General features: G+C 55.5%; 9 protein-coding genes. 5 read left to right on the top strand and 4 right to left on the bottom strand.

The window, feature by feature from the left end:
* Positions 1–75: 75 nt before the first annotated feature.
* From ACYVGU_RS02415 to ACYVGU_RS02405, 3 genes are all read right to left on the bottom strand, one after another.
* A complete protein-coding gene (locus tag ACYVGU_RS02415) occupies positions 76–1,779 on the bottom strand; it encodes a sodium:solute symporter family protein (protein WP_460620754.1) in 1,704 nt (567 codons plus the stop codon).
* A 193-nt stretch (positions 1,780–1,972) separates the two neighbouring features.
* Positions 1,973–2,644, bottom strand: coding sequence for a phosphatase PAP2 family protein (locus ACYVGU_RS02410; RefSeq protein WP_460620753.1), 672 nt, complete (start codon positions 2,642–2,644; stop codon positions 1,973–1,975).
* 84 nt (positions 2,645–2,728) lie between these two features.
* Positions 2,729–5,296 (bottom strand): PIG-L family deacetylase, encoded by a 2,568-nt coding sequence (locus tag ACYVGU_RS02405; RefSeq protein WP_460620752.1) that lies wholly within the window; start codon positions 5,294–5,296, stop codon positions 2,729–2,731.
* Between the two features lie 975 nt (positions 5,297–6,271).
* Between ACYVGU_RS02405 and ACYVGU_RS02400 the strand changes: the two genes are divergently transcribed.
* The 5 genes from ACYVGU_RS02400 to ACYVGU_RS02380 all read left to right on the top strand — a co-directional run bounded on the left by ACYVGU_RS02400 (position 6,272) and on the right by ACYVGU_RS02380 (position 12,705).
* Positions 6,272–7,834 carry a T9SS type A sorting domain-containing protein gene (locus tag ACYVGU_RS02400; protein ID WP_460620751.1) on the top strand — a complete coding sequence of 521 codons (1,563 nt, stop codon included), beginning with the start codon at positions 6,272–6,274 and terminating at the stop codon, positions 7,832–7,834.
* A 323-nt stretch (positions 7,835–8,157) separates the two neighbouring features.
* Positions 8,158–9,786, top strand: coding sequence for a S8 family peptidase (locus tag ACYVGU_RS02395; RefSeq protein WP_460620750.1), 1,629 nt, complete (start codon positions 8,158–8,160; stop codon positions 9,784–9,786).
* A 218-nt stretch (positions 9,787–10,004) separates the two neighbouring features.
* Positions 10,005–10,826, top strand: coding sequence for an MOSC domain-containing protein (locus ACYVGU_RS02390; RefSeq protein ID WP_460620749.1), 822 nt, complete (start codon positions 10,005–10,007; stop codon positions 10,824–10,826).
* 360 nt (positions 10,827–11,186) lie between these two features.
* Positions 11,187–11,942: a DUF547 domain-containing protein gene (locus ACYVGU_RS02385; RefSeq protein ID WP_460620748.1), complete on the top strand. Its 756-nt coding sequence runs from the start codon at positions 11,187–11,189 to the stop codon at positions 11,940–11,942.
* 91 nt (positions 11,943–12,033) lie between these two features.
* Entirely contained in the window at positions 12,034–12,705 is a 672-nt protein-coding gene (locus ACYVGU_RS02380; protein WP_460620747.1) for a DUF2461 domain-containing protein, read from the top strand.
* A gap of 73 nt (positions 12,706–12,778) precedes the next feature.
* Here the strand turns inward: ACYVGU_RS02380 and ACYVGU_RS02375 are convergent, their stop codons facing one another.
* Positions 12,779–13,402 (bottom strand): deoxynucleoside kinase, encoded by a 624-nt coding sequence (locus ACYVGU_RS02375; protein WP_460612662.1) that lies wholly within the window; start codon positions 13,400–13,402, stop codon positions 12,779–12,781.
* Positions 13,403–13,426 lie beyond the last annotated feature (24 nt).

Genomic DNA, 13,426 nt, shown 5'->3' with positions numbered 1-13,426 from the left:
TCTGAAGTCCGGGGCGCTTGTGTGTAAAAACGGTTGGTGACCTATAACACCCTAGGGAAGTGCTGGCTTGGCGGCTTACTCAGCCCGGGCAGGTAGCGGGCCTCTGATTTGCTGGCCCAGCAGGCTACCGGCCACTACCACGGCGCACCCGATGATGTTATACCAGAGGTAGCCAATATCCGTCAGGAAAAACAGCGCTAAAATCACAATCTGCGCGAATACAGCCGCTACCAGCACGGCTCGGCCGCCTACTGATTTCAGGAAAAACGCCACCATGAAAATACCGAGAATGGTGCCGTAGAATAGGGAGCCCAGGATGTTTACGGCCTGAATCAGGTTTTCGAGGCGGGCCGCAAACGTAGCAAAGCCAATACCCAATACCCCCCACGAAACGGCCGCGAGCCGCGAGGCGCCCACATAATGCGTTTCAGAGCGACCCGGCCGGCGGGGCTTGTACAGGTCGACGATGGTAGTAGACGCTAGCGCATTGAGGCCGGCCGCAGCCGAGCCCATGGCTGCACTCAGCACCACCGCAATCAGCAGGCCCACTAGTCCCCTAGGCAGGTATTGCAGCACAAACGTCAGGAACACGTAGTCGGTGTCCTTGGCTTCGGTGGTGGGGAAGGCGGTTTTTAGGAGCTTTTGCGCTTCTACGCGCAGGCCTTGGGTAGCGGCCTGGGTGGCTTGTACATGGGTATCGGCGGCGGCAATGGCAGCGGCATCCTCGGTCCGGAGAGCAGCCACGAGCTGGGTAGTAGCCTTGCTGCGCGCAGCAAACAACGTAGCGTGCTCCCGCTCAAGCGAGCGTAGCGCCGGGCCATAGGCCGCCGAGTGTGCCACCCGAATATACACGGGCCGGTTGAAGGTAAGCGGGGCCAGGTTGAACTGATAAAACACGAACAGCAGCACGCCCAGCAGCAGAATCCCGAACTGCATTGGAATCTTGAGCAAGCCGTTCATGAGCAGGCCCAGTCGGCTTTCGGTTATGTCGCGGCCGGCGAGATAGCGCTGCACTTGGCTTTGGTCGGTTCCGAAGTACGAGAGGGCTAGGAACAGGCCGCCCGTCATGCCCGACCAGAAGTTATACCGGTCTTTGGGGTCGAAGTGAAAGTCAACCAGATTGAGCTTGCCCTGATGGCCCGCTACCCGCAGGGCATCCATAAAGCCCATATCGCCGGGCAGATAATGCACCAGCAAATAGCCCGCAATCAGCAGGCCCAGGAAAATAACTGCCACCTGCCCTTGCTGCGTTACCGTAACGGCCCGCGTGCCCCCCGATACGGTATAGGCAATCATCAGTCCACCAATCAGCCAGACGGTCACGTGAATATTCCAGCCTAGGATGGCCGACAGCACCAAGGCCGGCGCATACAAGGAAAGGCCATTACTAAGCCCGCGCTGCACTAGGAACAGCAGTGCCGTAAACGTGCGTGTGCGCCGATCAAAGCGGCCTTCTAGGTACTCATACGCCGTAAACACGCGCAGGCGGTGGTAGAGCGGCACCGCAAAAATGGCAATCAGGACCATGGCCACGGGCAGGCCAAAGTAGAACTGAATAAAGCGCATGCCATCATCGTAGGCTTGGCCCGGGGTACTCAGAAATGTAATGGCCGAGGCCTGGGTAGCCATGATGCTGAGGCCAATGCCCCACCACGAGGCCTGCCGCCCGCCCAGTAGGTAGCCATCCAGCGAGTCGCCGGCGCGACGCGTGCGCCAGGTGCCATACCCCACAATAAACAGTAAGGCGCCCGCCAGCACCAACCAATCAAGTCCACTCATGCAAACAACCGCGTGAGGTACACAAAGAAGACGATTTCAGCTCCCAACGCCCCTAGTACCAGCCAGTACCAGGCCCGCCACGAGGAAAGCACGGGTGGAGGCGGTATGGCGGCGCCAGAATCGGGAGTTGAGTGGACGGGTAGTTTGGGCACAAGGTCAGGGCGTGAACGTAGAACAGGCGAAAGATACGTACTCAGGTTGCATGCCGCGCCTCTGGAGTCAACTGAACGCTAGCCCTAGGTCGCAGCCACCAGGTCCCGATTTCGAAACCACAGGTGAGCAGCAAGGCTAGATACACGGCGGCCACTACATCACTGAACCAGTGCACGCCAAGCGCTACCCGGCCCAGCGCAACCAACCCAACGACAACCAGTAGCACAGGCCGCAGTTTTGGAAACCGCAGCGCAATGGGAAGCAACAAGCCCGCCACCCAGGCCGTGTGGCCCGACGGAAAGGCATCGAACCGACCTATGGGCTGCCAAAAAGCCGCATCCGGAGCCGTTTGACTCCATACATCCAGCGGCCGGGGGCGGTTGAAGAACAGTTTCAGCAGATTGCCCGCCGCTTCGCTGCCTATTACCGTGAGCAACGAGACTAACCAGACGGTACTGGACGGCTGCCGGAGCAGGCGCGTTACCACAAACGCCAGCAGTAACCCCAGCCAGCCTATCGGCAGCCCATGATAGAAAAAGTGCTCCTGCATCCAGTCAACTCCGCGCATAAGAGGGGAAGCTACAGGCTGGAGTAGCGCCCCGTGCTGGTGTACTATAGTAGCTAGCGGCTCATCCACAACGAAAACTCCCAGCGCGAGCAGGACCGCAAAAGCCAACGTACCGAACAAGAAGAGCCGCAGATACTGACGCATGCCGCTGGAGTGAGGCAACTAGAATTACCGATTAAGAAGCACAGCATACCGGGTACTACCAGTCAGCTGCCGCGCTACAGCGTGCTACTTGCCCAACGACACCATATTGGTGAGCAGGCGGTAGGCACCCGGCACTCCGGCCGGTAACTCCCGGAAAAAGCTTAGACCCGTATAGATGTAGTGGCCCTTGCCATAGTCGGCTACCAGAATGGCGCTTTCCTTGGCTTTCTCGCCAGGGTCCTGGGAGCTGATGACGGTCTGGTACTTGGGGTCCCACTGCGAGGGGTAGTACAGGCCCTGCTCCTGCACCCAGCCTTCAAAATCTTTGCTTGTGATTTTGTTGGGGGCATTTAGAAGCGGCTGCTGGGGCTTCAGAAACGTAACGGGCGCATTTTCTACCGTTACCCGGTCGTTGGAAAGCTTTAGTGGGTACGGGCCAATTTCGGGCATCACAGTGCCGCGAGCCACTACATACTGTACTACCATATTGCCGCCATTCTCCACGTAGCGCAGCAGCGTGGGCTGCAAGGTCTTCAGGCGGTCTAGGGTATTGTAGGCGCGCACTCCTAGTACCACGGCATCAAAGCGGCGCAGGTTTTGGTCGGTGATGTCCTCGGGTTTGAGCAGCGTCACGGTGTAGCCAATTTGGCGCAGGGCGTCGGGCACTTCGTCGCCAGCGCCCATGAGGTAGCCAATTTCCTGCCCCTTGCGCTTGAGGTCCAGCTTCACGAGCGGCGCCACAGCCTCAGGAAACAGAATCTGGGTCGGAATGTGGTTGTACTCGATGGCCTGATAGCCGCGCGTGTATTGCTTGCCCTCTACGGTAGCCACGGCGCGCAGCTCGGATTTGCCCTCCTGGGCCCCTACCCCAGGCTGCACCCGGAACTGTACGGTTTGCTCAGCGTCTTTGCTGGCCAGGTCGAAGTTGAAACTCGCTGGCTCAGCCTTCCAGCCTTTCGGCAAGGCCAAGGCCACCGAGCCCTTTACGCCTGCTTTGCCAGCGCGCAACGTTACAGGAATAGTTTTGGGCGCATTATCAGCAAACACGTAGGCCTGGCCACCGATATTCACCGTTACGGGCGGCACCACTACCAGCGGGCGGTACCTCTCCCCTTCCACTGGGTCAGTGCTTTTGTATTGGACGGGAACTTCAAATGTTAATGTCTGGCTCTCCTTCATTCCAGGAGCCATAATTAAAACTTCGTTCCAAACACTTACACCATTAGGATTCTCTGGCTTACCAATTAATTCTTGAGTTATCCATTGACGCTTACTAAAGCCAAACCCCTGTACCGTTCTAATACCAGTTGAGTCGATGCGATACATACCAACTGAGCTTGGCGCTGTGAGCCAGAAAGGTTGCGAAACATTAATAGTTTGCGGGACTTCAAAGTCAACGAGGTCACTCACAACTTTACCGATTGTCAATTCTCCTGTTTTTGCCTGACCATCCGACTTATGCACATCCCGATGCCAAGTTAGGTGGACATTTGAGGAGTTAAGTGCCTCTCTATTAATCTTGATAATCTGACCAATTGCAACGCTGGGTTCACTAGTAGTTGCTGCCAAATAGAGACCAAGACTAGCCTGAATTAACTGACTCAAACTGTTCAGCTTCTCGTCAAACCAAAAATTACCAGATTCCTCTTTTAGCTTAATAATACTGCTCCGCACCTTTAGCAACCCTACCACGCTGGCACTGGGATTACTAGGGTCATACTTTCGGATAACCTCATCCACCATCTTCCCAATGGCTGCGCCGCCGGGTACCCGGTTCCAGCTCATATCAATACCCTCAAATGGGTCTGACTTCGCCTTATCGCCTTTTACATATTGCAGGTACTCCAGCGCCTCGCCGCGCTGAGCCGCTGAGCCGAAGCCCTGGCTTTTGTGCTGGGAGCGGCTGCGAGCGGCAATTTCGCCGTAGCTCTGGCCTAGCAGTGCGTTGTAGCCACCGGCATCGAGCTTGAGGTAGCCGTCCATGTTTTCGCCAGGCTTCACGAAGAACGAGCCAGTATTCCAGAACAGGCGCTTGGGTTGCCAGGGTTGCACGTACTTCAGCTGCTCCGGGAAACGCTTCGGGTCGCCGGCGGCATCAAAGGCTTCGGCGGCCAGAATGGCGGAGGCAATATGGTGGCCGTGGCCGGCGCGACTATCAGGTGGAAAGCGCGTGATAAGCACATCGGGCCGGCGCTGCCGGATTACCCATACCATATCGGACAGCACCTGCTCTTTGTCCCAAATGGTGAAGGTTTCTTCAGGCGTCTTGGAGAAGCCGAAGTCGTTGGCGCGGGTAAAGAACTGCTTGCCTCCATCAATGCGCCGGGCAGCCAGCAGCTCCTGCGTCCGGATTACGCCCAATTGCTCGCGCAATTCGGGGCCGATGAGGTTTTGGCCACCGTCGCCGCGGGTGCAACTCAGGTAACCGGTTTCCAACAGGCGGCCGTTGGCCATGTAGGCAATTAGGCGGGTATTTTCGTCGTCGGGGTGAGCGGCTATGTATAGTACGGAGCCTAGTACGTTGAGCTTTTTCAGGCCCAGCAGGATTTCCGAGGAGGAATAGGTTTTGGGAGCCTGAGCGGCAACTGGTGTTGCTAGCAATAGCGGCAGTACCGCCATGGCCAGCACGGCACGAAGAAGTAGAAAGCGCATGGAACGGCTGAATTGGGAGCTGAGCGGTAAAGATACACGCCGGGTCAGGATATCAGCCCCAGAATTCCGGCCCGTAATGCGCTTCTGAGAGGCCGATTCACAAACCTTCACTGGGCAAAGTAGTACTGCGCGCCACACATTTTTAAAACGTAGCAGTTACGGTATTATATTTATATGGTTATAATTTTTAGACAAATAACAAAATTTAGTTACTTCGTATATAATCATTCTAACAAATTTTTATAATTTGCCTGCACATATTAATACAATGGCCCCATGAAAGGATATCTACTTCTGAAGAAGCAATGGCTGATTATGCTCTTGACTGTATTGTCGAGCCTAGGGGTAGCTAAGGCACAAAGCACCCCGCCGGTTGCCGACGGTACTATTGCAACAGGAGAGTATGGAACTGCCGCCAATGAGTCCACGAACAATTTTGGCTGGTACATGACCTGGGATGCGGACTATATCTATATAGCCGTATCAGGAAAAACGGTGGATCCAGGAGTTGTACTACTCGACACGAAACCTAATGAAGGACTGCTGTTAGGGAAAAGGCTCGCTTTCTCTGCCACTAGTGCAGTGAACATCGTTCCTCCATTCCCGGCAGACCATTTGATAGTTTTCGACAATTTAGGTGCAACTTTATATATAGCATCAACTGCGAATGGGGGCGAATGGCTTGAAAATGGCACCTTTTCCACTTCCACTCAAAGCGCCACGGTACAGTATGGCGTGAAAGTTTCCGGGCAAACTTCTACCCGCGAGCTACGCATTGCACGCAGCACGTTTGCTGTTGGTTCTGACCCTAGCAAACTCAATCCTATATCGTTTAACTGGCTTGGCTATGTGCTTTATAATCCTAATAATCCAAATACTATAAATCAGGGGTGTGTACCTAAAGAAAATCCTAGTGGGCATCGAACTGATACAGATGATACCCGCTACGCGCATTATTACTATACGATACCGGACATGGCATCAGCAAAACCATTCCAATACCTAAGTGCTAGTTACCCTACTACCACCGAATCAGCGACTTCTATTGACCAAGGCGGACTTACCCTGTACGACTTCACAGTGAACAACCCAAACCTGACAGTGAGAAATTCGGGAGGCTGGACTGTATCGAATAACCTAAATATTCTGGCCGGGAAGGTCGACATGAACTCAAGCGCGAACAACGTGAGCATCGGCAAGAACTTCACGGTTAACCCTGGCGCTAAATTCCTGCATTCCAGCAGCAACTCTAACTTATTGGTTGGGGGCGACTTCAACGCTGATGAGGCTACTTTCGTAGCAAATCAGGGAACTGTCACGCTTACCGCCAATGGCTTCCAAAAATTAGGTGGTGGTACTTTTTATAAGTTGTCCATTCCGGGTACCGGAACCAAAGCGTTGCAAGGCGATATCACCATCAAATCCGCACTGACGCTTACAGGCGGCGTTATGGAAACGGGAAACTATAAAGTAATCCTTAGCACTACTGAGAATAATGCTTTGTCTGAGACGGGAACTGGCTATGTTAAAGGCACAGTAGAGGCTAGTGGCGTGCTGGACACCCCCAACGATTTTACGTTTGCCGGTATTGGAGTAACCATTTCTCCGAAATCCCAAACGGAAGCCCCGGGCAGAACCACTGTTACGCGCTACACCGGCAGGTATTATACCGGCAAAGCGTACGGACCTGATTTCACCGCTCTTAGCCAGAGCATTCTGCGCCAGTACAAAGTAAATATGGCGAAGACCACAGGTATTCAGTTCAAGATGATCTTTTCGTACCGAGATAATACGCCAAACGAATTAACACCTAGCGCGGGGTACAACATGGACGAAAACACGCTGGAGTTGTTCCGTTCTTCTACGCCGGAACAAGGTGGCCCCTGGCAGGACTTACATGCTACTACCCTTGACCCAGTTGGGAATAAGGTAACGGTAGTTAGTATTAGAAACATCACCCAAAACGACGTGTTTACACTGGCTGGCCGCGGCCGCCCGCTGCCAGTTACACTTACCAAGTTTGAGGTGGCAGCCGTACCGGCCGGGGCGCGCCTGAACTGGGCCACCGCCATGGAGGAGCACGACGTGGAGTTTGTGATAGAGCGCGCCGCCGATAGTAACGTGGGCTGGCAGCAGGTAGGCCGTGTGAAAGGCAAAGGCTCCACCACGGTTGGCGGGGAGTACAGCTTCCTGGATGCTAACCTGAGTGCTGGCCGCTGGTACTACCGCCTGCGCCAGCTTGATGGCAAAAGCACCACTGCCACCGAAACCGTAACGGCCGTAATGCCGGTTCTGGTTGAAGCAGCCGCTACAGCATTGCAGGTAAGTCCGGTGCCCGCCCGTAATGAGGTAACCATCAGCGGCCTGAAAGCTGGCCAAAAAGTACTGGTGATTGATGGCCTGGGACGGCAGGTACTGGCCCACACGGCCACCTCATCGGCAGCTACCTTGCCACTCGACCACTTGCCCAACGGCTTGTACATCATCCGGGCCCTAGGGGGCGAATCGGTGCAAACCCTCCGCTTTATAAAGGAATAGCATACGACAAGCAAAGGCAGCACTTATTGCCGGCAGTTTGTTCAATATCAGCGTTAGTGGCGGTTACTACCCTGAATAGGGCTAGTAACCGCCACTAACGCTGATACGGCTATGTGTACTTAACCTACTCCGCGAATTTTAGGCCGAGAAAGAAAACAGGCGAGATACTTGCAGGTACAGCCCATGTCAGAAATAATAGCCAGGGCAAGCGGCTATTTACTTTTCGGGCTGTCCTTGTCGGTGGTTACGTACTGCGTATGTACCTCGGTGGGCGTATTGCGTACCTCCTGCATTCTGCTTTTCCTGCTCCTGATTCTGTTTGCATGATCTTTTTCCCCTTCTCCCGGCTACGGTTGCTGGGCTTTTCGCTGCTGTTTCCGGCTTTTGTGTCGGCCCAAACCACTGCCCCGGCTACTCCGGCGGCGGCTCCGCAATGGCACTTACTTGACCCTCAACAGGACGGAGGCATAATGGGCATCAGTGCCCGCCGCGCGTATGCCGAGCTGCTGCAGGGAAAAACAGCTACCCCGGTGCTGGTAGCCGTTATTGATGCCGGCGTTGATACGGCCCACGTTGATTTAAAGCGGATTTTGTGGCGCAACACCAAGGAAATTGCGGGCAACGGCCAAGACGACGACCGCAATGGGTACGTGGATGACCTACTAGGGTGGAATTTCCTGGGAGGCCCGGACGGGCGCAACATCAACCAAGAGACGGTGGAAGAAACCCGCCTCATGGCCAAGCTGCAGCCCCTATACGCTGGCAAAACCCGCACCTCGGTGCCAGCCGCCAAGCGCCCCGAATATGACCTGTATGTACAGGTAAAGAAGAGCTACGAGGCCAAAGTGAAGGAAAATGCCCAGCGGCTGCAGGAGTTCAGCCAGGCCTACGCCGAAAATGCGCAAGGCGCCGAAGGCCTTAAGCAGGCCCTGGGCGTTACGCGCCTCGATACGGCTACGCTTCGTAACCCGCCTACCCCCGATCTGAAGCTGCGCGCCGTGACCAACGGGTTGTACCATACGCTCCTGCAAACCGGCTTTGCTTCCCTCGATGATGTGCTGGAGGAAATGAAGAAAGGCCTCAAGGAAACTCAGGATGAACTGGACTACGGCCTGAACCTGAAGTACAATCCGCGCCCCATTGTGGGCGACCGGCCCGAGGACGTGAAGCAGCGAGATTACGGCAACCGCGACGTGCACGGCCCCGACCCCATGCACGGCACCCACGTAGCCGGCATTATTGCCGCCGACCAGGAAAACAGCCTGGGTGTGCTGGGCGTGGCCTCGCAGGTGAAAATTATGGCGGTACGAGCCGTTCCGGACGGCGATGAGCGGGACAAGGACGTAGCCAACGCCATCCGCTACGCCGTGGACAACGGGGCTCAGATTATCAACATGAGCTTTGGCAAGTATTATTCGCCTCAGCGCCAGGCTGTGGAAGAAGCCATTAAGTATGCTGGTAGCAAAGGCGTACTGCTGGTGCATTCGGCTGGCAATGAAAGCAACGACCTCGGGAAAGTAGTGCAGTATCCGGCTTCAGTGTTCCTGAATGGCCAACAAATTCCGAACCTGCTGACTGTGGGGGCCTCTTCGCGCACCAACGACGAGAACTTGGTGGCCGACTTCTCGAACTACAGCAAAACCCAAGTAGATGTGTTTGCGCCCGGCAACCAGATTTACTCTACCCTGCCCGGCAGCCGCTACGGTAACCTAAGCGGCACCAGCATGGCAGCGCCGGTGGTGGCCGGCATGGCGGCCGTTCTGAAATCGTACTTCCCGCAGCTGACAGCCGAGCAGCTCAAGCGTATTATCATGCAGTCGGCGGTGCCCTACCATACCAAAGTGCGCAAACCCGGCAGCACTACCCTCGTCGATTTCGCGGAGCTTTCGCGCACCGGCGGGCTAGTAAACCTGTACCGCGCAGTGCAGCTGGCGCAGCAACCTACACCCTAGGTCCTGATTTGTGGCAAACCAGCTCTTATCTATGCCGCGCTCAGGAGCCAGGTTTTAAGCCGGCCTGTTGTTGGAACGTCTCCGACAGCAGGCCGGCTTGGTTTTAGCCCGTGAAGCGTGTGCCGTTCTGCTAGCACCAAACCAAGCATTTGCTAGGCAGTGTAAAACCCGAAGCCGCCAACGCATTCAGCTCTGACGGATTTTGCCATCTTTGCCGCATGGCTACTCTCACTCTCTCCGAGCTCTATATTTATCCGGTAAAATCTCTGGGCGGCATCCGCCTGACGGAGGCAGAAGTAGAGCCCCGGGGCCTGCGCCACGACCGGCGGTGGCTGATTGTGAATGAGCGAAACCAGTTCATGACGCAGCGCCAGACCGCCAGCATGGCCCACTTGAAGGTGGCGCCTGCCTACAACGGCTTTCTGCTCACGCACCAGGCCCGTCCCGATTTGTTGCCGCTGTATGTGCCGTTTGAGGCCACACCGGAAAAAACCCTGTTTGTTACCATCTGGGACGATATTGTGTTTGCCTGGCGCGCGCGCCCCGAGTGTGATGCCTGGCTTTCCGAAGCCTTGGGCCAACCCTGCAAACTGGTGTACATGTCGGATATGGTGCGGCGCGACGTGGACCCGGACTTCAACCCCGAGGGGCAGCTAGTAAGTTTTGCCGATGCCTATCCGTTTCTGCTGATTGGGCAGGAATCTTTGGCCGAGCTGAATTCACGTCTAGCTGAGCCGGTAGGCATGGACCGCTTCCGGCCCAACCTAGTGGTGAGCGGCGGCGAATCGTTTGAGGAAGATACATGGAGTCAGTTTCACATTGGTGACCTGCCATTCCGGGCCGTGCGCGCCTGCGGCCGTTGTGTGCTTACTACAGTAAATCAACACACCGCACAACGAAGCCCCCTCGGCGAACCGCTCCGCACGTTGGCCACCTACCGCACCCACGACAACTCCGTACTGTTTGGGCAAAATGTAACCGGTAGCGGAGCTGGCAAGCTTCGAGTCGGCGACCCGGTGGCCGTGGTCAGCCACAAATAGCAATAAAGCTGGGCTGCTGTTCAGCTTTATTGCCAGTTTCGCAAAAAGTGATGGGCACAAAACCCTTGTTTTGACACAAGGGACTATAAATAGAACTTTTTGGTGAGGTATTTTAAAATATCATGCTATAGCTCACCCAAAAAACTTCTACTTTTGAGTAGTCAATGATGAAATAGTGCCCAGCAGGTTTTTATCTGATTTTTGGCACAATCGGCTTTGTTGGCTTTGCTCTCTTAAGTAGCTAGTTTATCTTATTTAGATAGTTACGCTGCTTTCGCCCTCCTACTTGCGCACCGGTACAGTTTCATGCCTCTGCAAACGCCCCTTATTGCTCGTCTGTTCTTATTCCTATTCTGTGGTTTGCTAGCCCCTCTGGCTGTGCAAGCTGCCGATAACCCCATGCTGGAGCAGCTCCATGCGCCCTGGAGCAAGCTGCTGCAGCAGCACGTTACGCCCGACGGGCGCCTGAACTACGACGGCTTGCTGGATGAGGAAGATATGCTGCTAGGCTACCTCACTAGCCTGCGCAAAGTAAAGCCCGACCCGCAAACCTGGACGCCCGATGAAACCAAAGCCTTTTGGGTGAACACCTACAATGCCGCGGCTACCTATCTGGTGTTGCAATACTACCCTGTTGCCAGCATCAACGATATCCGGGTGAAAACGGTAGGCGGCCTGAAGTCGCCGTGGGAAGCGCCGGTAGTAACAGTAGGCGGCCAGGCATACACTCTCAACCAGATTGAGCGCGAGATGCTCCGGGATACGTTTCACGACCCGCGCGTGCACTTCGCCCTGATGTATGGGGCCGCTTCCTGTCCGCCCCTGCTTACTGAAGCCTATAGTGGCGCCCGCCTGAATGAGCAACTAGATAGCCAGGCCCGCCGCTTCCTCAACGACCCGGCGTATAACCAGCTTACTCCGCAACACGTGCGGCTCTCGGGCTTGTTTGAAGCCTACTCGGCTGAGTTTGGTACTGAAGCCGACCTAGTCGCTTTCCTGAACCGGTATGGCAGTACGCCCATTGAGCCCGGCGCCAAGATTGAGTTTCTATCGTTTAGCTGGGCCCTTAACGACCGCGCTAAGCTCAGCACTTCGGAAGCACTAGGCCGCCACTAAGCCTAAACCCAACCACTGGGCCAGCGGCCCCGTACCGCTTGGCGGCACGGGGCCGCTTTTCTTTTGCCCTGTTGCTCGTACTTTTCTGCCTATGAACCTTTCCCTTGTTCTGGATTTTCTGCGCGACCTAGCCGCCAGTAACAACAAGCCCTGGATGGATGCGCACCGCGCCGACTACCACCGGGCCCGCGCCGAGTATACCGCTTTTGTAGAAGGCCTGCTGCGCGATGCGGCAGAATTTGAGCCGGGGTTGCGCGGCCTCAAAGCGCAGGATGTCATGTTCCGCATCAATAAAAACGACCGATTTCAGCAGAGCGACGAGCCGTACAAGCGGCACATGGGCGCGGGCCTCAAGCCCGGCGGGCGGCATAGCCCGTGGGCGGGCTACTTTGTGGCGGTGGAGCCCGGCGGCGAAACCTACGTGGGCGCCGGCCGCTGGATGCCTGAGCCCGCCCAATTGGCCCGCATCCGGCAGGAAATTCATTACAATGCGCCCGCGTTTCATGCCCTGCGCCAAGACCCAGGTTTGCTGCAGCAGTTCCCCCTAGGCCTTGACACGTCTCAAACCCTTAAAACAGCCCCCAAAGGCTACGACCGCACCGATCCAGATATCGAGTGGCTGCGGCTGAAAAGCTATTTCGTGTGGCGCTCCTTCTCCGACGCCGAAGTGCGCCGACCCGATTTCCCGGCGCGCGTGCTGGAAGCATGGCAGGCCGCACGGCCTTTTGTGCAGTTCCTGAACGAAGCCATGCGCGACGAATAACCACCCAACAGCAGCCATCAACACAAAAACAGCCCACCCGGTATGGGTGGGCTGTTTTTATAGGGCTAGTATCTTAGAAGAAGCCGAACAGTGTGCTGTTGATTTTGTCAATAATCACGCTCAAATCCTCGGGTTTGTTGACGTAATCGAGGTTGTTGACATCCACAATCAGTAAGCGGCCGTGGCTGTACTGGCTGATCCACTCCTCATAATGGTCGTTGAGGTGGCGCAGGTAATCAATCTTGATGTTGTTTTCGTAGTCGCGGTTGCGCTTGTCAATCTGGGCCACCAGCTTGGGCAGGTCGGCTTTTAGATACAGGAGCAGATCGGGCGGGTTCACCATGCTAATCATGGAGTTGAACAGGTTCAGGTAGTTCTGGTAATCGCGCTCCGACATCAGGCCCGATTGGTGCAGGTTGGCCGCGAAGATGTGAGCATCCTCATAAATTGTGCGGTCCTGAATAACGCCTTTGCTGGCCTGCTGTAGTTCTTTTATCTGCTGAGTTTGGCGAAACCGGCTGTTCAGGAAATACACTTGCAAATGAAACGCCCACCGCGGCATGTCATCATAGAAATCCTTGAGGTACGGGTTGTGGTCTACATCTTCCAAAAACACTTCCCAGTTGAAGTGATGAGCCAACTTATTGGCTAGCGTGGTTTTGCCGGCGCCAATGTTGCCGACGATTGCAATGTGCATGAGAAAGGCTCAGAAAATGGAGCC

Source organism: Hymenobacter tenuis, assembly GCF_054780495.1.
Note: the sequence above shows the minus strand (reverse complement) of the source record. Positions and strands in the feature narration are given on the sequence as shown.